The organism is Malaciobacter canalis (assembly GCF_008000835.1).
GTDB lineage: Bacteria > Campylobacterota > Campylobacteria > Campylobacterales > Arcobacteraceae > Malaciobacter > Malaciobacter canalis.
Window position 1 is genome coordinate 1621295 of sequence record NZ_CP042812.1, and the last position, 26751, is coordinate 1648045.

General features: G+C 30.9%; 1 protein-coding gene. It reads right to left on the reverse strand.

Annotated features, from left to right (window positions below; translation table 11 throughout):
• Positions 1-16: 16 nt before the first annotated feature.
• Positions 17-26560, reverse strand: a complete 26544-nt coding sequence (locus tag ACAN_RS08125; protein ID WP_099333391.1) for a beta strand repeat-containing protein — start codon at positions 26558-26560, stop codon at positions 17-19.
• Positions 26561-26751 lie beyond the last annotated feature (191 nt).

Consider the following 26751-nt stretch of genomic DNA (forward strand, 5'->3'; position numbering starts at 1 on the left):
CTACAAGGCTTTATACTTAAGGTACATCAATAAAGTCAATTGTTAATGTTGTATCACCTAAATCATAAGTACTTCCATCACTAATAATATTTCCACTATCACCTGTTCCTTGTCCATCATAAACTTTGTTTCCATCATTTAAATTTGTGTTTTCCCCTGTAAATTTAATATGTTCAGCATCAGAAGAGTTTAATTTTAATGTAAAGTTTGTTGTTCCACTTCCTGATAACCAATCAGTTAATAAACTATCAGTAAATTCAAATTCAAACTCATCACCAAATCCACTAAAATCTAAATTACTTAAATTTAATGATTCTATATTAGTAAAATTTGCACCTGTAACAGTTCCAAAATCACTTCCATCTTGTGTAAGGTTACTTGCTGAACCTGTTACATTAACTTCATCACTATTAGCTCCTCCATCAAGATTAAAATTTCCTATATTGCTAAAATCGAGGGCAAAAGTATCATTTCCACCATTTCCATTGATATTTTCTGGTTCATCGTTACTTAAAGTAATATTATCATTTTCATTTGAAAGATTTAAATTTTCAAGATTTGAAATTTTACTAAAATCAAGATCTGCATTAACAGCATCATCAAAACTTATACTATCTTGACTGCTTGAACCAAAATCGATACTATTAAACTTATCTGCCCATGAATCAAAGCTTGACTTGTCTGAAAAAGAGACACTATCATCGTTATTTGCAAAATTTAAAGAATCGATTTCACCATTATCAATATTACTAAAATCTATCATTTCAAAATCACCTGATGATGAAAGCTCAACTGTTTTTGAAGTTAAATTTGAAAAACCATCTTCACCATAAACTGTATTAACATCCTCTAAATTTCCAATTATTGATGTAGCATCAACTTGAATATCAACAGATGTTTTATCATTTAAATCCAATAAATCATTTGCTGTTGCACTAATTCCATTAACTGTAAGACTTAAAGCATCAAACTGTGTAGCATTTGATAAGTTTGCATTTAAATTACTAGCAGTATCTGCTGTTACTGTTGCTGTTACTACTCCTGTTGTTTTATCTAATATGCTATTTATATCACTTGCTGTTTGAACATCTACAACAGTTATATTTTCATCACCTAAACTTATATAGTTATCTTTGTTGTTTATATAGATTTTTTGAATATCACTTAAAGTTCCACTAACTGTTGAAGCATCAATAGTTATATCAACTGATGTTTTTGAATCCAAAGAGATTAAATCAGTAGCATTTGCTACTGAACCATTTACAGTTAATGTTATTATATCTGTATTTGTAATACTTGATAAGTTTGTATTTAAATTACTAGCTGTATCTGCTGCTACTGTTGCTGTTACTACTCCTGTTGTATCTGCTGCTACTGTATTAACATCACTTGCAGCTGAAATTTCTGTAAGCTTTGCATTATAATCTTCAGCCATAGTTATATCTGCACTTGCTAATGCAGATACTTGTATTGCAGTTCCAATTACAGCAGTTACAGCAATTGCATTAACTGTTATTGAAGTTTTATTATCAAGGGCTATTAAATCTGATGCTTTTGTATCAGTAATATCATTAGTAATCACTAAAGTTAAGGCATCACTTGATGTAGCATTTGATAAGGTAGTATTTAAATTACTAGCAGTATCTTCTGTTACTGTTGCTGTTACTTTTCCTAAAATAACACCTGCAATACTATTTACATCAATTGAATCTATAGTTAAATCACTAAGAACTATATTTCCCAAACCAGACAGTTGAGACTGTTTATCTTCTAACTTATCAAAAGTTGTAGTTAAAGTTACATTATCACTTATAGTAATATTAGCATTTGCAAAATCACCTGTAAATATTGAATCATTTATAAAATCAATTGTAGTATTTGATTCTATAGAATTATCTAAAAGTGTTGTAAAATCACTATTACTATCTGAACTTATTTCTATAGTTGCAGTTCCTGTACCTTTTATTAAATTAGTAGTTGTAGCTTGAGTTTCACTTAATGTAATACTTCCAGTTGTGACATTTATAATATCTATATTTCCATTTCCATGAATATTGTGTGATGTTAAGTCCACATCAGTTATTACATCTAATTGAACAGTTGAGTTTGTACCTTTTGTAAAAGTTATATTATCAAAATCATGCTCATTTTCAATTTGTGTAGTTTGAATAATTAAGTTAGCATTATCACCAATTATTATACTCATGGTTTTGTTATCTAAGTCTTTAGCACTTAAAGTTAAAGTTTCATTATCTAATATTACAATTTTGTCAAAATTTAATAAAGTTACATTTGATAAGTCTAAATCACCACTTAAACTTAATGTATTACTTCCAAGTTTACCATCTAAAGTATCTATTCCTGATATATTAGATACTTCAAATATATCATCACCTGCTCCACCTATTATATTTTCAATGTTTTCTAAAGTATCAGTAGAAATTCCATTAGATATTGTTGCAGTATTATTACCACTTGGTATTGTTACAGTTAAATCAGCAGATAAAGTTTCATAATTTGCAATATCATTACCATTTCCACCATTTATTGTACTTCCATAAATATCACTTAAATTTATAGTATCACTATTTCCAGATAATATATAATTTTCAAAGTTTTCAAAACTATCAGAACCATCACCACTAGAAGTTCCAACTCCATCACTTGTAATATTTACGCTTATACTACTAGCTGCTCCACTGTAGCTTAAAGTATCCTCTCCAGTTCCACCTATGAAACTATTTGAATAAGAGTTTCCTTCTACTATATTGTTTCCATCGCCCATTTGTAAGTGTTTGATTTGAACTATAGTATCACTGCTTGTTCCATAAGTCGCTATCTCACTTCGTAAATTCACATCGACATCTGCTCCACCAACTTCGGTGTAATCTAGCCAATTTTCATCGACACTTCCACCAATAATAGTATCACTTCCAGTCCCTGCAAAAATAGTATCAGCACCTGCTCCACCATCAAGATAGTTGTCTCCACTAATACCTTTAATAATATCGGTTTGATTTCCACCAACCAAACTATTATTCATATTATTACCAGTAAGAGTATTTGATTGATTTAAAGAACCAATTATCCCCTCGATATTGCTTAAAGTATCTGTATAAGCGCCAGATATATTGTGATCTAAGTTTGTAATGGCTCCATTATCTTCAAGTATAACACTAATCCCTGTGCTACTAGAACTATAATCCACTACATCAATATCAGCTCCACCATCAATAATATCAGCTCCCTCACTTGCAATAATAAAATCATTTCCATCTTCACCGTAAATAGTATCAGTACCAGTACCACCATATATTGTATCTGATGCACTTCCTGCTTTAAGTGTATTTTCTCCACCTATACCATAAATTACATCATTACCTGAACCTGTACTAATTACATTTGTTTCATTATTTCCCCAAACAGTATCAGAACCTCCACCTGTAGTTACATTTTGAATATTTACTAAGCTATCTTCTATACTATTTGTAACACCTGAATTGCTATTAATTGTTGTTCCACCATTATGAGTTTGAGAACTTACACTTAAATTAACTTTTACATTTTCATTATTATGGCTAAATGTATAATCAACAGTATTATTATCACTTCCACCATTTATATAATCATTACCTGTTCCACTATAAATAGTATCATCACCTTCATCACCAAATAGTTGATTATCTCCACCTATACCATAAATCTCATCATTTCCTAAACCACCTTCTAGTGTGTTTGTTATATCTTTTGTTCCTTTAATATAGTCATTTTGTGAAGTTCCTATTATGTTTTCTACTCCAAATAATGCTTGATTATAATCTGTACCATTATTTTGATATGTTACATTATTTTGAGTATTTATATCAACATTTATTCCACTTTGAGTTTCAATCAAACTAAAATCAAGCCAATCTCCTATTGAAGTATTATTTCCTGCATGTATTTCATCATTTCCTAAACTAGCAAAAATATAATCATCTCCATCACCTGCTTTGATGATATTTCGTTCATCATTTCCTCTTATAGTATCATTGAAGTTTGTACCATCAACATTTTCAATATTTATAACAGTTCCTGTTTGTTCAGTACCATTTCCATCTAACCAACTATTAATAAATTGATTAGAATTAATTGTACTTCCTCCATCATAAGTTAAAGTATCACTTCCAAGATTAACTACTACTCTTGTATTTGCACCATCAAATCTTAAAGTATCAGTATCAGCTCCACCATTTATATTATCAATACCTTTTCCTGCATAAATAATATCATCATCAGCTCCACCATTTATATTATTATTTCCAACTTTTCCATAAATAGTATCATTGCCATCACCACCATTAATAATATCATTGCCAGTTCCACCAAAGATTAAATCATTATTACTACCACCGTCTAGTCGATTATTTCCCTCCACTGCAAAGATAGTATCATTTCCATCTCCACCATAAATAGTATCATTTCCTTTCATACCCCAAAGTGTATCTGATCCATTATTTCCATAAATCGTATCATTATTATTTGAACCAACTAATATATCACTATAGTTTGTTAATCTAAAAATCTCAAAATCAGGATTATCTGCATTTTTATACAAGTAATCTTTTGCTCCTTGTCCATCTGTAATTTCATAAAATTCATAATTTTCTGCAGATAAACTTAAATTTTTAATATCATCAATATTTATAGTTGTAATAGTACTTTGTTGATTAGAAAGATTTAATGTATTAAAACCTGTTGCTAAATTATTATAATCATCTGATGTAATATTGTTAAAAATTGTAATACTTCCTTGATTTGCGCCAAAGTGATTATACATATCAAGTATATCTTGTCCACTTCCTCCTATTAAAGTGTCTTGTCCTCTATTATTAGAGACTCTATCATTCCCATCTCCTAAATCAACAATATTATTTCCGCTATTAGAACGAACCTCATCATTCCCTGCACGCATAATAAAGATATTATCTTCATTACTTCCTGTTACAACTTGATTTCTTGCTCCATCATAATCTAAAACATTTTGAATATTATATATTTTACTATCGCTTGCATTATTAGAGCCTAAGTTAAAATTACTTATTGTTCCACTCATATTCTCTAAGCTCAGCCAGTTATTTCCAGCTTGACCATCAATATGATTAATACCTGTACTTAAGAAAATAGTATCATCACCATCTCCTGCAAGAATAGAGTTATTTTCCCCATCTTTGCCCATAAGAGTATCAGCATAATCACTTCCTTTGATATGTTCAATGCCTCTTAAATAGTCAAACTCTGTTGTATTAGTCCCTGTATTATCTAGCTTAAATATTTTAGAATATTCTGCATTATAATTACTTCTATCATCGGTAAAACTCTCTGTTGATATATTGTTAAGGTCAATATTAATTCCATACTCATGTTCACTTGTCAATGAACTATAATCAACCCAGTCACCTTCTGAATCATCGTAATTTCCATTAACAAACTCACCACCAATAAGTAAATCCTCATTAAAACTTCCCGTAAAAGTATCTTCTCCTTGGCCACCAATAGCAATGTCACCTCTATTACCTGCTTCTTTTGTAACTGCAGTAGAAATAGTATCATTTCCAGTACCTCCAAGTAGAGTATTTTCTCCACCTATACCATAAATAATATCATGACCACCAAGACCTTTAATAATATTATTATCACTATTACCTTTTAAAATATCTTTATAACTTGAACTACCTATAATATTATGAATATTTTTTATATATGTTTCAATATTCCCATATCCATCATCATTTACTATTCCAAAAGTTCCATCTCCATTATCATAAGATAAATCAATATCAACACCACTTATTGCATCATCAAAGCTAATTGTGTTATTACCATGATTTGAACTTCCCTCATAATAAACATTTCCTTGATTCGTTTCTATTTTATAATCGCCACCATCATATTTATCTACGCCACTTCCACTTTGAAGTATATCATCACCTGAACCACCAATTAAGAAATTGTTTCCAGATACACCATAAATTGTATCATTTCCTTGATTTCCATGAAGAGTATTGTTATTACTATCTCCACTTAATATATCTGTATATTTTGAACCAAAAAGATTTTCTATTTGTTCAATAGATGGAGAATAACCTCCAAAACTAATTGAAGAATCGCTCATTGTAGCTTCAAGTCCTGTTGAAATTTCATCGAAACTCAACCAGTCTCCACCACCTTCAATAGATATTCCAGTTCCTTGTGTTCCATCAAAAGTAGTATGATTACCTCCATTAATAACATCATTACCGCTTGTTGCAATTATCCAATCATCACCATCTTGAGCATATAATGTATCAACAGAATCTTTTCCTTTTAAAATATCATTTTGATTAGAAGCAATTACTGTTAAAATATCATATAATTCATCTTCTTTCCCAAAACCATTTGAAGAAGCTTCATTTTTTGATAAATCAACATTAATACTATTTATTGCATTTATATAGTTTATTGTATCACTACCGCTTCCACTATTACTATCTCCACCATAGTAGATATTACTACCACCATTAGCAAAGAAAATATCATCACCTGAACCACCATAAATAGTATCATCATAATTTTCACTTGCTGTTATAGTATCATTTCCACCATTTGAATATATAGTATTATCTCCTCTTGCTAAAGTTAAATCAATAATATCTTTATTATTAGTTGCTTCAAGTACTTCAAAATGAGTCTTTAAAATATCAGTACCCTCTCCAACTATTGTTCCATCTTTACCTTCTGGCTTAAGAGTAACAGTAATACCAGATTCTGAACCTTTATAATAAAGTGTATCTACACCATTACCACCCCATATAGTATCATTTCCACTACCACCTATATAAGTGTTATTTCCATCTGTTGTATTTACTAAATTTCCATCTATATCTCTAGCTCTTCCATCAAGTAAATCATCGCCACTACCACCATCTAAGGTATCATCTGCTATACCACCATAGATAGTATCGTTGTTTACTCCACCATAAAGCTTATTGTCATTGGCAATACCATAAAGAGTATCATCTCCTTCTCTTCCATCTAAAGTATCATTTCCCTCTCCACCAATAAACACATTGGCATATGAGTTTCCATAAATTGTATCAGAAGCACTTGTACCTATAACTTTTTGAATATTAAGAAGAGTATCTTCAACTACATTATTATCCTCATCATGATATCCGTTATTAGTTGCTTTATTTAAACCTAAATCTACGACAACACGATTTCCACCATTATTTATGTCAACACTACTATAATCCATAGTGTTAAAACCTTCTCCTCCATCTATATAGTCATTTCCTTTAGAAACGATGAAACTATCATTTCCTTTATATCCAAGAAGTGAATTAACTATATTAAAAGAGTCATCTCCTCTTAAAGTATCAGCGTTTTTAGTTCCTTTGGCATTTTCTATATCATTAAGAGTATCAAAGTTTGTGCTTGTTCCTATTTCTTCTGCTTTATTTTGGCTTAAATCAATATTCACCGCTTTTGAATTTGTAATATAACTATAATCTATCCAATCATTACCACTATTTGTATGTGTATCTACACCATCTCTGTTGCTATTATAAGTTACTGTACCACCATATATCACATCACCACTAAGAAGTCCCATGATAGTATCATCTCCAATACCTCCAATAAGAATATTGTCAGTACCACCAAATCCAAAAATAATATCATCACCAGTTGCACCATCAATAATATTTTTAGTATTACTTCCTATAAGTACATCTGCACCACTTCCACCAAGCACATCTTCTACATTATAAATAGTATTTTTCCCATATCCTATAGAAGTTTGAGCATTAAGAGTTAAAGAACTCTCTTCAAAATAACTTATAATTTGAGAATTACTAAGATTAAGAGTCACAGGAACACCACTATTGCTAAAATCTATTAAATCCCTTGAAGTAGTATCTGCTTCTTCTCCAACACCACCAATACTTACATAATTCTCTCCATAAATGATATTATCACCTACTCCACCTCTAAAAGTATCGCTTCCTGTTCCACCAACTAAAATATTATTTGCACTAATTCCATAAAGTACATCATTCCCAGCATTTCCAAAAAGAGTATTATTGTTAGCATTTCCTTTTATAAAATCATCTTTTGAACTTCCTTGAATATTTTCTATATCTAGTAGAGTCATTTCCCCATAAAAATCATGAACTCTTTGAGCATTAGAATCACTTAAATCTACTTTGATTCCAGTGTAATTTGTCTGTGTATCATCTAAAATTGAAATAGTACTAAAGTCTACTAAATCATTTGATTCACCACCATCAATATAGTCTCCTCCAGTTGAGGCATAAATAGTATCGCTTCCACTTCCAGATAAAATAGTATTGTGTACACTATCTGTATGTATGATATCGTTTTGTCCTGTTCCTTTGATATGTTCTATGGATTTTAAAATATTAGTATCAGTATTAACTTTGGCATTTGACATAAGTCCATCACCATCTAATTCTATTGTGACACCATATCCAGCAATATTATCAAACCATGCCCAGTCACCGCCACCTGTACTTAAATCAGTATGGCTGCCTCCATCTAGATAATTACTTCCCATTCCACCTCTTAAGGTATCATCTCCATCACCTGCTATTAGTTTATTTGAGACATCATCTCCAAAAATAATATCATTAAAACTAGTACCTACAATATTTTGTATTCCATCAAGATATTTAGCATTTCCAAATCCATCATTTAAAACCCTATATGTATTTGTATCTTCTGATGTTTGATTTTTACTTAAATCAACTTCTATTCCTGAATTTCTTCCATCATCACTAAATTGAACACTATTTTCTCCATCACCACCAAATACTTTATCTATTCCACCTTTAAGTACAAAATAATCATTTCCAGCACCACCTTCAAAATAATTAGATGAAGAGTTACCAACAAAATAGTCATCTCTTTGTGAACCAATAATATTTTCTATACTAATTAATGTATCATTCCCATAATTATCATGAATTCTTTGTTCTGTTTCATCACTTATATTTATTTTAATACCATCAAAATAAACACTTGTAAAGTCATTTGCAGGTGTTGCAAAATCAAATACATTTGACACTTGACCATTAGTTATATCATCTGCAATAAAATTTATTTCTTTTAAAGTGCTATAATCAACCGTATCACTTCCTATTCCACCATCAATATAGTTATTTCCACTTCCAGACACTATACTATCATCACCTTCTTGACCATATAAAGAGTTATTTCCACCTAAACCATTTATAGTATCATTTTCTAATCCACCATAAATAATATTATTTTGATTACTTCCTCGAATATCATCAGCAAATACTGTACCAATTACATTGTGAATATTAAACAACTGATCACTATTTCCACTACTTTGAGCAAATCCTACACTTTTATTTTCAGATAATGCATTATTTAATTTAACAGTTACACTACTACTATTATTTTCATATGAGACTGTATCATTTCCTTGTTCATCTTTATTTGAACCACCATAAATATAGTTAATATCACCTTTTCCACCATAAATAGTATCATTTCCTTTTCCACCATAAATAGTATCATTTCCACTATTAGTATAAATAGTATCAAGTCCAGCACCAGCATAAATAGTATCGTTATTTACTCCAGCATAAATCAAGTCATTATTTATTATATTATCAGCTTCACTACCATCTATTTTATCACCGTAAATTATATTATTTCCGCTAGAACCTCTAATAGTATCAGTTCCTAATTCACCTATTAAAGTGTTATTTCCATTATCTCCTACAATAGAATCACTATGTGTAGTTCCTATAATATTTTCTATATTTACAATATTATGAGAATTACTACCATTAATAGTTACAGTAGTATTTGTATTATTATTTAGTGTTAATTCTATACCTTGTGTAAATCCACTAGTATCAATCAAAGAATAATCAACTGTATCACTTCCTCTGCCTGTGATATTTACTCCATCAGTTTCATTACCACCATCTATCACATCTCCTTCGAAATGTGTCGCAGTATCTGCTCTAAATGTATCATTTCCAGTCCCACCAAAAAGTTTATCTGCTCCAGTACCACTATATATAAGATCATTTCCTGCTCCACCATCTATATAGTTCTCACCACCAATACCATATATAGTATCAGATCCATTCATACCAAATATAGTGTTATTCTCACCATTTCCATAAATAGTATCAGATCCGGCACTTCCTTTAATATTTTCGATATTCTTAATTTTATCTACTACTGTTCCATCACCAATATAAACATTTGCATACTCTCCATCATTAATAGCACCTATGCCATAAAAATCCGTTGTATGACTAACATCCAAATCAAGGACAATTTTTGTAGCACTGTTGGTACTATAATCAATAGTATCTCCACCACTTCCTTGTAATCCACCATCAATAATATTAGCTTCATCAACTTTAGTTACAAAGTAATCATCAAAATCACTTCCTGTGATATTTTGAATATTTGTCAAAGTATCTATAACTTTTCCACTTGCAACTGTTTTTTCTACTTCACCAGCATTTAAATTTGCTACTATTCCTGCTGTTAAAGCTGCCATAGTATATAAAGCAGTGTTATTTCCTGCATATCCATTTATAGTATTGGCATTTGAGTTTCCTCTAAAAGTATCATCTCCACTTGTACCTATAGCGTTGTCGATATGGTAAACTTTATCTGTTTTGATAGGTGTATCTAAATCACTATCATTTCTTATAATAACTTCTTGTCCCTCAGCAGCTAAATCAGCAAAAATAGAGTAATTTGAATCATCAATCACACTATAATCAACGGTGTCACTTCCACTTTCACTAGAAGAGGTTATATTTCCACTTCCATCAAGTGTTACAGTACCACCATAAATACTATTTGATCCACCAAACATATCTGTATCATTAGCGCCACTTGCATCATAATAAGTTGTAAACACATCATCGCCACTACCACCTACCATAACATCAGCACCAACTCCTGAAAATACTAAGTCATTATTGGCTCCACCATCAAGGTAATTCGCTCCTGCTACACCATAAAGAGTATCATCTCCGCCATGTCCCCAGATTGAGTTATTTGCATCACTTCCTTTGATAGTATCACCCTCAAGGTCACTTCCTCTTACTTGCTCAATTCCATAAAGTAGATTAAAGCCTTGATCTGCACTATAAGCAAAACCATTGTCATCATAACCAGCAATAACATTATCATCATACATAGTTTCATCAGAAGCTTGAATACCTTCTTTTCCACTTAAATCTATAGTCATCCCTTTAATAGCCAATCGATAATCGACCATATCAAGAGTTCCATTATCATTGATTTCATTACCACCATAAACCCTGTTGGTCATATTATCAGCAGATTCAAAAACAAATGTATCATTTCCAGCTTCACCATAAAGAGTATCTTCTCCATTTCCACTATTTATAATATCATCGCCAGCTGCTCCATAAATAGTATCATCTCCAAGACCACCTCTTAAATCATCAGCACCTGCTGCTCCATAAATAGTATCATTTCCTATACCACCTACAAGTAAATTAGCATCAGTTGATATTGAATTTCTCTCTTGTGTACCACCATAAATCAGGTTATTTCCTGCAATTGCATATATACTATCATTTCCATCAAGACCTATAAAGGTATTTATCCCATCTGTTCCTGTGATGGTATCATTATAATTTGTTCCTATGATATTTTCAATAGAAGTAATAGTGTGATGATTTGTAGTATCACCCACTTGCACTTCTACATTAGTTACCCCTTGCATATCGATAACTACACGCTGTTCTAATCCATCATAAGAAACCGTATCAAAACCATCGCCACCATCAACCAAGTTTGAAGCAGCATTTGCAACAGTGAGCATATTAATAGTATCATCGCCACCTTGTCCATATATTGTATCAGTACCACTTCCTGCATTAATGATATCCGATCCACTTCCTGCATAAATGGTATTTACGCCAATTCCACTTGTGATAGTATCTGCTTGATTTGTTCCTATAACATTGTCAATACCATAAAAATTATCATCTTTTGTTCCACTTGTAAAATCGTTGTTGAGTAGATCAACTTTTGCTGTTTGAGAAGTAAGATTTATGATTGTTTGATTGTTGTAACTACTGTAGTCAATAGTATCTTGAGTACTATTATCTGTACCTTCAACAATATTACCATCTGTATCAAATGAGATAACTCCACCATAAACAGTATCACTATTTTCACCCATCATCACGAACTTATCAGCTCCATCTCCACCTACTAAAATATTTGCTTCATCATTTCCTGTAAGTGTATCAGCTCCTGCTCCACCAATAGCATTTTGAATATTTCGTATAGTATCGTTGTATCCACTTCCTATTACATTTGCTGTTTGACTAGTTAAGTCCACGATTACACTATTTGAGTTTCCTATATACTCATAACTTACAAAATTTCCAATACTTCCTGTTCCACCATCAAGATAGTTGTCTCCACTTCGACCCATTAAAAAGTCGCTTCCTGCTCCACCTATTAAAGTATTGTTAGTATCATTAGCACCCTTAAGGGTATCATTTCCAGCTGTTCCTGTAATATTTTCTATGTTTTTAAGTTTATCATCTAAAATAGTAGTTGCAGTAAAATCAACTATTGCATAGTCATCTACTAATACACTCAAATCTACATTTATACTGTTTGTACTATCAGTTAAAGTACTATAATCAACTGTATCACTGCTGCTATTTGCCCCTACTGTTAAAGCACCCTCAATAGTATTGCCACCTGTGTAAGTATCTGTATCAACTTTGATAATATCATCACCTTTCCCAGATACAATAGTATTAACTACCGTATCATTTAAAGTGATAATATCCCCATAGTCACTTCCTTTTAAGTTTTCAATCCCAAAAAAACTATCTGTAGCTGTTGAATTACCTGTAGCGTATCCTGTAGCACCTGTTGCGATGTTGACATTACCACTATCAATAGCATTTAAATTTGCGGTGATAAAAGTAAAGGCATTTTGATAGCTCACCCAGTCTTGTAAACTTGTATCTTGATGAACAGAGTTTTCATCTAAATATCCACCATAAATAGTATCATTTCCAGCTCCACTAAATACAGTATCGCTTCCATCTCCACCATAAATAATATTATTACCATCTCTTGCTGTGATAATATCATCATCCGCTCCACCATCTATGAAGTCATCTCCAGTACCACCTGTGATAACATCTTTACCTGCTCCACCATAAAGTTCATTAAGACCTGCAACACCACTAATAGTATCATTTCCAGCTCCACCTTTTAAGATATTACTATTACCATCTCCTTTGATATTATCATTTCCAGCTCCACCTATTATATTTTGGATGTTTTTAATTCTATCAGTTGATGCTGTTGCTATTGTTACATCTTTAAAATTTGCCCCATCAAGAGTTACTGTAATATGTTGTGATCCTGTTGCATTACTATAATCCATAGTGTTATTTCCACTATTTCCATCAAATTGATTTGCTACATCAAAGTTGGTTTTAAAAGAATCATTACCCTCTCCACCTTTGATATTTTGGATATTAATCAATCTATCAATATCTCCTGTTACAATTTCTTGTGCATCAGTTCGTCCTAAATCAACCTTCACCCCAGTTGCATAATACTCATAACTTACAAGATTGTTTGTTGCGCTATTTCCATCAATAGTATTTTCTATATTTCCTGTTGCCATTTTAAAAATATCACTACCGCTTCCACCAATAGCATTTTGGATAGATACTAATGTATCTTGATCACTAGCATCTACATACCCAAGTCCTATTTTAAAATCTACTTCAACATTGCTACTTGTGTAATCATAACTAACTGTATTATTTCCAGTTCCACCATCAAGGTAATCTTTTCCACCTCTTCCCATAAGAGTGTCATCACCTTCACCACCTCTTAAGGTATTGTTTAGTGCGTTTCCAGATATAGTATCATTTCCATCTGTTCCTGTAATATTATTTATAAGTGTATAGCTATCAGTTGCTGTAGTTACATCATTTTGAATTACTAAACCATTTCCAGTTAAATCAACGCTTACAAAATCTTTAGTGGCATCATTTACAGTTAATTCACTATAATCAACTGTATTTCCATCACTATCTAAACCAAATCCATCAAAATGATTATTTTTGCTAAAATGAGATTTAAAGATATCATCAAAATTACTACCAATTATATTTTCAATACTTACTAAAGTATCTTCGCCCATACCACCACCAATATTTTGAGCGATAGTTTCATTTCCTAAATCTACATTAACAGCAGCAACAGCTTCTGAGTAATTAACAGTATCAACTCCTTCTCCACCATCAATTAAATCATTTCCAGCTCCACTAAAAATAGTATCATTATCAAGTCCACCATAAAGTAAATTATTCCCCTCTTTACCCTTTAAAGTATCATCACCAGCTCCACCTTTTAAGGTATTATTATTACTATCACCAACAATAATATCATCACCAGCTCCACCTGTAACATTCTCTATATTTTTAATAGTATCATTTTGTGCATTTTCTATATTTACAGTTGTTATTGTATTATCATTTAAAGTTACATTTATATTTTGACTTGAATCTAAACTTGAATAATCAACAGTATCACTACCATCATTCCCATCAAAACTATTACTTACTGCTATATTTGTTTTAAATATATCATCACCTGTTCCACCAATTGCATTTTCAATACTTATTAAATAGTCATTATCTCCTGTTTTAGAATTTTCTTGTGCTCCTAAATCAATTGTAAGATTTGAGTTATAATATTCATAGCTTACTGTATCAACTCCTTGTTTACCTTCAATCTTATTATCTTCATTTAAACTATTATTCATAATGATATAATCATCATTTTTTGTTCCAATTACATTTTGAATATTTTCTAAAGTATCTTCATCATTTGTTGTTACAACTGCTGTTTTATTCTCTAAATCAACTTTTACACCATTTAAAGAATCAACATATGTATAGCTTACTGTATTATTTCCACCTTCACCATCTATATAGTCATTTCCAGATCCACCACTTAAAGTATCATCTCCTAAACCACCTTTTAAAGTATTATCAAGAGCATTACCCAATAAAGTATCATTACCACTACTTGCAATAATATTTTTAATATTTTTTAAAGAATCAGTTGCTTTTACTTCTAAATTACCATTTCCATCATTTGTTCTTATATCAACACTTATAAAATCGGAATTAATATTATTTAAATCAAAAGAAATATTATCAAATTGTGCATCTCCTGTATAATCTGAGCCATCAATATTTGCTTTTAAATTTGCATAACTTATCGTATCCCCATTAACTATATTAGTATTTACTCCACCATCAAATATATTTGAAATATCATGATTACTATAAAATATATCATCATAAGCTGTTCCAACAATATTTTGTATATTTACTAATTTATCTTCACCTTGACTTGCACTAATATTTTGATATTGTGTATCTCCTAAATCAACAGTAATACCATCAGAAGACTCTCCATAATGAACTGTATTTTCATTATCTCCACCATCTATTAAATCTCTTCCTTCTCCTCCATAAATAGTATCTGCTCCAATACCTCCATAAAGTTCGTTATTTCCTCCAACTGCTTTTAAAGTATCATCACCAGCTCCACCTTTTAAGGTATTATTATTACTATCACCAACAATAATATCATCACCAGCTCCACCTGTAACATTCTCTATATTTTTAATAGTATCATTTTGTGCATTTTCTATATTTACAGTTGTTATTGTATTATTATTTAAAGTTACATTTATATTTTGACTTGAATCTAAATTTGAATAATCAACAGTATCACTACCATCATTCCCATCAAAACTATTACTTACTGCTATATTTGTTTTAAATATATCATCACCTGTTCCACCAATTGCATTTTCAATTCCATACAAAATATCATAATTGTTACTATCAATATAAGCTCTAGCAAAATCTATATTATGTGACATATCTACTATTACAGATGTTCCATCTACTAAATACTCATAACTAATAGTATCAACTTCTAAATCTATATGAGTATTTCCATCATACTCTCCACCATAAATAGTATTAATACCTTGAAGTGCTTCAAATGTATCAGAACCTTCACCACCAATTAAAGTATTTGCTGTATTATTTCCTTTTATAGTATCATCATTAGAAGTTCCAATAACATTTTGTATATTATATAATTCATCTGTATCAGAAGCATTTACTGTTGCTTGATTAGAAGATAAGTCAACAATAACATTATCTGCACTTACTACATACTTATAGCTTACTGTATTATTTAAACTTCCTATACCACCATCAAGATAATCATTACCACTTCCACCACTTAAAGTATCATCTCCTAAACCACCTATTAAAGTGTTTTTACTACTATTTCCAATAATAGTATCATTACCACTTCCACCTGTGATATTTTGAATATTACTTAAAGTATCTGTAGCAAACTCAACATTATCAATTTTTTTACTAACTATTGAAGTTCCACTATTTTGTAAAGTCACTTCAATAGTTCTATTACTTGCATAAGAACTATAATCAACTAAGTTTGAAGATCCTCCTACACCATTGATACTATTGCTTCCATCATCTCCATCAAGTATAGTTTTATCAGATTGTAAAATTCCTGCTTTGAAAATATCGCTACCATTACTACTTCCAAGAAGTACATCATCTCCTGCACTTCCAATTAAAGTATTTCCATCTCCCATAAAAGCATCTAAAGTGTTATTATAATTATTACCACCAATAAAATCAGATAAGGTAGTTCCTTTTATATTCTCTACTTCTTTAATTTTATCTTTATTGGCTCCAAAAACAACTGTTGAATATCCATTTATATCTGTATTACTCATATTTAAATCAAGAGCAATCATTTTTTGATCATAATATACCCAATCTCCACTACCATCACCGGTAGTGTTATCTCCACCAATTAAAATATTATTTCCACTAACGCTAATTAATGTATCATCTCCTTTTCCTCCATCAAGAGTATCATCACCCATACCCCCATCAAGAGTATCATCACCTTCTGCTCCTATTAGTTCATTAGCGTAGCTATCACCTTTTATAAAGTCATTTCCAAATGTTCCTAATACATTTTTAATATTTTTTACTAAATCATAAGTATTTGATATTTCTGCTGTTCTCTCATTATCACTATAAATACTTACTTTTGTCTCTTCTTCTCCATCAAGAGAAAGTGATATTGAGCCCGTAGTTATTTTAGTATAATCTAAAATATCAGCTCCACTTCCACCATCAATGCTATTTACATAAGAGTAGTCTGTACCTGTATTATCAAAAAAACCACCCATGATAAATCTATCTGCACCAGTATCACCAAAAAGATTATTATCTCCTTTTTGGGCATAAATAGTATCATTACCATCTCCTGCTCTAATTACATTATCTTCATCACTTCCTATTAATATATCATTATTTTTAGATCCTTGAATATTTTCAAAATTCACAACATCAGAAGAAAAAGAGTTTCGTATAGATGTGTTTTTTGCATATGTAACTTGATCTATTACTACATCAGAAGTGCCAATATTTACACTAATTCCATTTACTCCAATTACACTTTCATAAGATATAGTATCACCATTTGATTCATTGCTTGTTCCACCATCTAAATAGTTATTTCCACCAGCTCCATCAATAATATCATCACCGCCAGCTCCAATTAATGTATTGTTTGAATTATTTCCAACTAAGGTATCATTTGCTACATTAGAACCTATAATATTCTCTATATTTTTTATAGTATGATTAGAGATATCACCGCCTACTTTTACAACAGTAGTATCACTTCCATCTTGTAGTGTTAAAATAATTTTATCATTTACATTACTATAATCAACAGTATCACCTTTTAGTGCAAAAGCATTAGATGAACCTTGTGTTCCAAGGCTATCAACTGTATGTTCTGAACCATTTATTAAAACACCTGTGAAGTTTGAACCATCAAAAGTATCATCACCTAGTCCACCAATAAACTCATAAGCTCCATTGCTTACCGTAAACTTATCGTCTCCAGCACTTCCTTTGAAAATAGAGATATTTTTAACATAATCACTATCTCCACCATTAATAGTGATTTGATTTACTGTTTGAGAATCACCATTTTCATCATTTCTTGATATTGTAGCACCTAGGTTTACTGTTATATAATTTGTTGAACCTAAATTACTATAATCAACCTTATCACTTCCGCTTTCACCATCGATAAAGTCACTACCACTTACTTTTCCTATAAATACATCATCACCCAATCCACCGTATAAAAAGTTTTCTCCACCTATTCCGTAGATTTTATCATCACCACTTTCACCTTTGATGATATTTGAATTACTATTTCCTTTAAGAGTATCATTATAATTTGAGCCAATTAAATTATCAAAATTTAAAAGTGTATCTTCACCATCTCCTACTGTATCTTGCTTGTCTGTTCTTGATAAATCAATTATTACTCCTGCACCTGCTTGTTCATAACTAACAGTATTAATTCCTCCAGCCCCATTTAAAATATTATCTTCTTCATTTCCTTGGATTGTATCATCTCCACTACTTCCAATAACATTTTCTAAAGAAAAAAGCTTATCTGTAAAAGTATTGTTATCATAAACACTTGTTGCAGTTCCTCCACTTGTACCTCTTAAAGTAAGATTTATACTATTTGCATCAAAATAAGAGACTGTATCATTTCCCTCTCCACCATCAATTGAGTCATTTCCTTCTCCACCTGCAAGGGTATCATTTCCATCTTCTCCAAAAAGCTTATCATCACCAGCAGCACCAAAAATAAAATCTTGACCAATGCCTCCATAAATAGTATTTTGAGCACTACTTCCTATCAAAGTATCATCACCACTTCCTGCTTTGATATTTTCAAAATTTAAAATAGTATCAGTGCCTATAGTTGTTCCTGATGCTTGGTTTGCAGCATAAGTATCATTTGCTGTTGGTGCATTTAAAATCGCAACTTCTGAACCAATATTAACAACTACTTTATCTCCACTATTTTCAAAGCTTACAGTATCATTATCTCCACTATGACCATCAAGAGTATTATCAAACTCATCTCCCTCGATAGTATCATTTCCTTGTGTACCTTTGATATTTTCAATATTTCTTAAGCTATGATGATTTGATTCAACTCCTAAAGTAACACTATTATAAGAACTTCCTCTAAGACGCAATGTTACACCATCTGTGAGATTTCTATAATCTACAGTATCACCATTTATTTGACTTGTAGTTCCACCATCTATAGATGCTCCATTTCCATTGATTCCATTTTGAAAAATAAAAGTATCATCACCTTTTTCCCCAAATAATCTATCACCACCAGCACTTACAAAAATAGAGTCATCACCAGCTCCACCTTTTAAAGTATTTTTATTACTATTACCCTTAAGAGTATCATCACCAGCTCCACCTGTAAGATTTTCTATACTATGTATCTCATCAGTTTTTACAACACTATTATCACTTGTAAGTTTAACCTCAATACTTCCAGTACTTAAATCTCCATCAACATAGTGTGTCGTAGCTGTAATACCATTATAATCAACCGTATCACCATTAAGTTCATCACTAGTTCCACCATAATAGGTATTATTGCCATCATTATGTGCACTAATAAACAGATCATCCCCAGCTTCACCATAAAAAGTATCGTCACCTAACCCACCTGTAAAAGTATCATTTCCTTCTTTACCTTTAATAGTGTCTTCTTGACTACTTCCTATAAATGTATCATTGTAATTTGTTCCCCAAATTTCTTCTATATTTACTAATTTATCTTTTCCTGCTGAAAATCCATTATCATATACATGATATTGACTATCTGTGTTTAAAGATAAATCAACTTTAATTCCAGCACTATTATGTGTATAATCAGCAACATCAATTGAGCCATCATCTCCACCATCAAGGGTATTTAGTCCTCCTCTTCCCCAAAGAGTATCAGCACCATCTCCACCTTCTAAAGTATTATTACTTGCATTTCCTTTTAATGTATCAGCACCACTTCCACCAGCAAGGTTTTCAATATTAATAATAGTCATTAAATCATTTGGGTCAGCTGTATATTGTTGTTCATCGGTGTTTGATAAATCAATATTAACAGCACTTGAAGTATAAGCAAAACTTACAAAATCACCTTTTTCTGTGTTGTTTCCACCATCAATATAATCTCTTCCACCATATCCTAAAAGTGTATCATCTCCATCTCCACCTTTAAGAGTGTTTCTACCGCTATTCCCTGTAAGGGTATCATCTCCACTCCCTCCTACAATTCCATTTATATTCTTAAATTCATGGCTACCATAAAAAGCATTGATATATTTAGAACCATCATTGATATCAATCTCTAAATCAGTTGTAGCTCCACTATAATCAACTGTATCACTACTTGTAGCACTTCCTTCAAAATAATCAGCCCCTTGTGATGCTATAAACCAATCATCACCAGTACCTCCAATAAAAGTATCATTACTACTATTTGAACCTTTAAAAGTATCCTTATAATCACTTCCTATGATAGTATCAATACTTTCTAATTTATCACGCCCACCTAAACCATCATCAAGTACTTGATAGTTAGTTTCATCTAAATCAACATTTATTCCACCTGTTGAACTATCATAACTAGCAACATCAGTTCCAGTACCTCCAATAAGCCTATCATCACCAGCTCCACCGATTAAAGTATTATTTCCTTGATATCCACTTATAGTATTATTATTACTATCTCCTTGAATAATATCGTCTTTAGATGTTCCAATAACATTTTCAATACCTTGAAGCTTATGGGAATTAATATTATTAAGTGTTGCAGTAACTTCTTCATTTGCATTTAATGTGAGCTCTAGTCCTTTTGTAGATTCTAAATCAGATATTTGGCTAAAGTCAATTGTATCAATACCTAAGCCACCAATTAAAATATCTTGACCATGCTCTTTTGAAGTAATAATAAACAAGTCATTATTATTTCCTCCATCAAAATAGTTTGTACCAACACCACTATAAAAAGTATCATCTCCAAGTAAACCTTTTAAAGTATCATCTCCACTAGCTTTAAAAGTATCATTATAAGATGATCCATGAACCTCATCAATATCTATTAATTTATCTTTTCCTCCATCTCCATCTCTTTGAATTTGATACTCTTGTGACATATCAACATTAATAGAAGTAGAAGACTCATTGTAATAAGCAATATCAACTCCACTACCACTTCCAATAAGTGTATCATCTCCACCTGCACCATATAAAGAGTTTCGACCAGCACTTCCACCATCTAATATATTATTATTTAAATCTCCATATAAAGTATTATCGGAACTATTCCCAATTACTTTTTCTATACTATTTAAAATATTCTTTTCATCATTTAAGTCAAATTGTTCATCACTATTTGTATCTATTGTTGCTAGATTTTCAGCTAAATTTACATAGATTTTACCTGTTCTACTACTTAAATCAAAACTATCTAAACCATCTCCACCATAAATTGTATCATTTCCGCTACTACTAAAAATAGTATCATCACCAGCTCCACCATTAATAATATCAATTCCAGTTCCACCAGTTATAGAATCATTTCCACTCCCACCAAGTAAACTATTATTTCCAGCTGTTCCAAATATAGTATCATCACCAGCTCCACCATCTAAAATATTATTAAAATTATCGCCTGTAAAAGTATCACTATTTCCTGTACCTATAATATGGCTTACATTTTGGATAGTAACACTATTTCCACCATCTAAAGTAATTTCAACTTTATTACTACCATTAAGAGATACATCTAATCCACCAGTTGATTGATTTGAATCACTATCAGTAATTAAACTATAATCAATTGTATTAATACCACTTACACCATTAAAACTATCATTTCCACTAGAACTCAATGTATCGTTTTGAGATACTATAAACGAATCATTTCCACTACTTCCAATAACAGTATCAGTTCCAGTCCCACTAAAAATAGTATTATTATAACTTGTGTAATCAACTGTTCCCTCTACACTTCTTGATGTATAGATTAAATTATCTCCACTTCCTGCATATAAAGTATCATTACCAGCATCTAATTCAAATTCTCTTTTTTCATTATCTGTTCTATTTATATTTCCTTGTATAAAATCTGAATTTTTTGTTCCAATGATTTTTTCAATATCTATTAGTGTATCTTTACCAGTATATCCATTATCTTGTACTTGATTTTGTGCTAAATTTAAGTTTATATTTAATCCATTTAAAGTATCAACATAGCTATAATCTACTATATCAAATCCAATACCACCATCTAAGGTATTATTTCCACCTCTACCTAATAAAGTATCATCTCCTGCAAGTCCTGTTAAGGTATTACTACTTTCATTTCCAAATAGTTTATCATTACCACTTCCACCCTCAACATTCTCTACATTTGATATTTGAACTCTACCTTTTCCTGTATTTTGAATATCTAAATTAGATAAATCAAGTGTAACTCCTGTACTATCTCCAAAGTTAAAACTCACAAAGTCTGTACCTGTTCCACCATCAATAATATCTAACTCATTAATCCCATCATTTCCATTTGGTAATAAAGTATCATCACCAGCTCCACCAATTAGTACGTTAGAACTATTTGTACCTGTTATCTTATCATTACCACTTCCACCAATAGCTCCCTCTATAGAAATAAAGGTATCACTTCCATATCCTATACCTATTGATACAGGGTTTCCTGTATCAGAGTGACTAAGATCAATTGTTAAATCTTCTGTTGCACTACTATAACTTGCAACATCAATGCCATCGCCACCATTTAAAATATCATCTCCTGCGCTTCCAATTAATGTATCATTACCCAAAGCACCAAATAAAGAGTTATTATTGTCATTTCCCCAGATCGTATCATTGTGTTTACTTCCAAAAACATTTTGGATATTTTTTAGTGTTTCCTTTACTACTTCAGAACCAGAAGAGAATACTTCTTGAATAATTGTTTTATTTAAATCTACAGTTACATCACTAGAGGCTAAACTATAATCAACTGTATTAATACCACTTCCTCCATCAAGATAGTTTGAACCTAAACCACCACTTAAAGTATCATTTCCAGCTTTACCAATTAAAGTATTATTTTTACTATTTCCAAATAATGTACTGTCAAAGTCACTTGCAATAATATTCTCAATATTATATACAGTATGTGTTTGTGTTTTAGAATCACCCTCTTTTACTTTAGCTGCATTACCATCTTCTGCTAAAGCTAACTCTATTTTTTCATTTATATTTGAAAAATCTAAATAATCTCCACTTATTTCAGATTCTGTTCCCCCATCTATAAAATCATTTCCAGTGCTTGCAATAATTCTATCATCTCCACTTTCACCATATAAATAATCATCTCCACTTCCTCCATCAATAGTATCATTTCCCATACCACCTTTAAAAGTATTTGAGATATTATTTGTATCAGTAGATATTATTGTATCAGCATAGTTTGATCCTATAATATTTTCAATTGAGTTTAAACTATCCTTTCTAGATGAAATATTTGCTATTGCATTACCTGAGTTATCTAATTGTACATTTACTCCAAATCCTGATGTTTCATAGCTTACAGTATCACTACCCTCACCACCTTTAAAAGTGTTATCTCCACTATTACCAATAAAAGTATCATCTCCACTTCCACCATCTAAAATATTTGAATAATTGCTTCCTATTAAGATATCTTTTCCATTAGTTCCTATTAAATTCTCAATACTTATTAACTGATCATCTTCTGTTCTTCCTTTAGATACTGTACCCTCTAACAAGTTTCCTATAATTCCCTCATCTGTACTATTTCTAGTTAAAAAACTATAATCAGCAGTATCATTACCACCAATACCATTTAAAATATTTACATCAGTAGAAGAAGCCCCTAAAGTATCATCAAATATTGTTCCTACTAAATTTTGAATATTTAAAATAGTATCAAGCCCTGCATTTACAGTATCTTGTTCAGTTGTTTCACTAAGCTTTACTACTACTGCACCTGTTGTAATATCTTCAAAACTTAATGTATTATTTCCTGTTCCGCCATCTATTATGTCATTACCTAAAGCATTATAAATCTTATCATTTCCAGCTCCACCATATAATGAATTATCTCCACCTACTGCTTTAATAGTATCATCACCAGCCATACCATAAATAGTATTGTCTAATGAAGAACCAATAATTGTATCTGCAAAATTAAATAAATCTGTACCTTTAATAGCTTCAATATTTATCAAAGTATCAGTACCTTGCCCTGTAACCCAAGACTCTTCAAGGTTTGCAACTATTGCATTATCTTTATAACTACTATAATCAACAAGGTCACTTCCTAATCCACCATCAAAGCTATTATTAGTATTATTTGCTCCAGAAAAAGTATCATTATAATCACTTCCTATGACATTTTGAATATTATAAAGTTTATCTACACCTGAAGCTGAACTACCTCTTCCCCAGTTTTCTCCTTGCAGTATAGCTTCATCACTTAATAAATTAACAACAACACCATTTGTATCAACTATTTGACTGTAGTCTACGCTGTTTGTACCCTCACCACCATCTATATAGTTATCTCCATAACCACTAATAATTGTATCATTTCCTTTTTCTGCAAAAATTGTATCATCACCAGCTTTTCCATCTAAAGTATCATTGCCTAAACCACCATTTATTATGTTTACTTGGCTATTTCCTATTATTGTATCTCTAAAATCACTTCCTATTACATTCTCAACATTTATAATAGTATCATTACCCCAACCAGTACCTTTACCCTCAGATAAATCAACAACAACACCTAAACCACTTACAGATTCTGTTAAACCTTTGTAAGTGATAGTATCATTACCTTCTCCTGCATCTAAAGTATCATCTCCTGCACCTAAAGATATTAAGTCATTTCCTGTACCTGAATTTACAATATCATCTCCTGCTCGAGCATAAATAGTATCATCTCCAGAGTTTGAGTTTATTGTATCGTCATTGTTTCCAGTAGTAATAGTATCATTTGTTATACCGCCATTTACCTCATTAATTAAAGTATCAGAACCTTTGATAATATTATCATTTATATTTGAACTAATTACAAAACCTGTTTGTTCACTTTGACCTTCAATTAAATCAATGTTTTCATTATCAATCTCTTGATATTTATACTCATTTGAATCAGATTTATCATTAATATTTTTTAAATTAACTCCAACAGTTAAGTCAAATTCATGTGTTGTTTGAGTTGGTGGTTCTACATCAGGTCTTAAACTAGGATTTATATTATTAATATCAAAAACTGTTTGTGCTTTAATATTTAATGCAAAATTCTTATTTGCATCTGTATTCATAGTCATAATAATATTTATATTTCCATTTCCATCAACAGTAAAACCATCAACTTCAGAACTATTTGGATCATCTCTTTGAATTAACCAGTTATTACCTGATTTTGTAGCATTATGTATTTTAAATCCATTAGGTAAGTCATCACCACTAATCCATATCTTTTCTATTTGAAAACCAGCACCTTGAGTTGGATTTAAAGAGATTGTTCTTGAAGTATATTCATTTGTAAAGTAGTCTGAATTATCTGCATTTATAACTAATTTATCGTAATTATTTATTCCAATATTACTATAAGACATCTCCTCTGCATAAGTTTGTTTTACTATTTCAGAAGAGTTTGCAGAAATATTACTATTTGGATAAATATTCTCATAATAAGTACCTCCACCACCTTCAATAGTCAATACTCTACTAGCATCAGCTCCACTTCCTTCAATTGATTCACTTTGTGTTTTTAATACATGTTTCATATCTAATGAAAATTTAAAATCTACAGGAGGAGCCTCATTCTCTTCTTTTTCTGGTGTTCCATCACTTGTAGGAGGCTCAGCAATTACAGGGGGTTCCATCTCTTCAGGAATTTCAGGAGGAATCTCAATATCTAAAGGCTCTTCAAACTCTGTATCAAACTCATTTTCATTCTCTTCAATATCAACTTCACTAACTATTACAGGCGCAGCCGTATTTGTATTTTGTTCTGTAACATCTTCAAGCTCTTTTACTTCATCAACTGTACTAGGTACAACATCAACATCTTCATTAGCTAAAACTGCTTCCAATGGCAAATTATTTATTTCGTCAATTTCAGATAATATAGTACTTAAAGTCAAATCTTTTCCACCAATAGTAAAACTTGGAGGAGTATCATTATAACCCATTAAAGCCATTGATACAAAAGTATAAACTCCACCATCAGGGAACTCTAAAATAATATCTCCCCCAATAAGCTTGTATTTTGCATCTTCTAAATTAAAACCTTGTGATTGAAAATCAATTTTATCACCAGGTCTTACATAAACTGCAATATTTTCACCAGTTTGAGGTTTTCCTGTAATTTGTACTTTTTTATCTAAATATTTAACGAATTCATGATTTTTTGCCATTGTTTAGCCTTAAGTGTTACTTTATTGTTATTTTTACTTATTATATCTAATTTTAATGTATTAATTTTAAAAAAAATTTATTTTTTATGTTTTTTATATGTTGTACAACATATAAATGTTTTATTTTTTTCAACAATAGTTTAATAATAGAGTTTTTATTATAGTTTTGAGAATTTAAAATAAATATGTTT